Origin of the sequence: Flavobacterium hydatis (assembly GCF_000737695.1) — a bacterium.
GTDB classification, from domain to species: Bacteria; Bacteroidota; Bacteroidia; order Flavobacteriales; family Flavobacteriaceae; genus Flavobacterium; species Flavobacterium hydatis.
The window spans coordinates 1-652 of record NZ_JPRM01000084.1 but is presented as its reverse complement, the minus strand read 5'-3'; the positions used below and the strand labels follow the sequence as shown (position 1 = coordinate 652).

Sequence of the window (652 nt, the reverse complement as noted above, 5' to 3'; positions counted from 1 at the left end):
TTTAATTCTGCTACAGCTACTTTATTGAAAGCAAGCTTGTTTATTGTGTTTTGATTTTTCATAATTTTTAAATTTTAGAGGGGTTTAGTTAATTAGTTATCCATTGCAATGTGTATTGTCAAGCCAATAATTACACCTACACAAATAGGAGTAGTTCCGCCATCTACATCATGCATCTGGTTATCATTTAATTCTGTAACAGCCACTTTATTGAAAAGCAAGCCTGTTGGTTGTTTTTTGTTTTTCATCCTATAAATCACATGATAGAACCGTTATGATGATGGTACTTGGAAGAACAAGAGGAGTACTTCCGCCTTCCACGTCATGCATTTTAGTATCGTTTAATTCTATAACAGCCACTTTATTGAAAGCAAGCTTGTTGATTGTATTTTGTCTCTTCATCTTATAAATCACTTGGTAGTAATGTTAAAACGATGATAGTGATTGGAAGACAAACAGGAGTAGTTCCACCATCTACATCCATTTTAGTATCATTTAATTCTGCTACAGCTACTTTATTGAAAGCAAGCTTGTTTATTGTGTTTTGATTTTTCATAATTTTTAAATTTTAGAGGGGTTTAGTTAATTAGTTATCCATTGCAATGTGTATTGTCAAGCCAATAATTACACCTACACAAATAGGAGTAGTTCC

General features: G+C 32.2%; 4 protein-coding genes. All 4 read right to left on the bottom strand.

Going from position 1 to position 652, the window contains the following annotated elements:
- The coding region (locus tag IW20_RS26980; protein ID WP_205625931.1) for a class I lanthipeptide at positions 1-62 on the bottom strand (62 nt) is incomplete at its 3' end.
- Positions 63-92: 30 nt separating this feature from the next.
- A complete protein-coding gene (locus IW20_RS26090; protein ID WP_165571476.1) occupies positions 93-260 on the bottom strand; it encodes a class IIb bacteriocin, lactobin A/cerein 7B family in 168 nt (55 codons plus the stop codon).
- Positions 250-402, bottom strand: a complete 153-nt coding sequence (locus IW20_RS26975; protein WP_205625930.1) for a class I lanthipeptide — start codon at positions 400-402, stop codon at positions 250-252. Before IW20_RS26975 ends, IW20_RS26090 begins: the two co-directional genes overlap by 11 nt.
- A 1-nt stretch (position 403) precedes the next feature.
- Entirely contained in the window at positions 404-556 is a 153-nt protein-coding gene (locus IW20_RS26515; RefSeq protein ID WP_165571475.1) for a class I lanthipeptide, read from the bottom strand.
- Between the last annotated feature and the right edge of the window lie 96 nt (positions 557-652).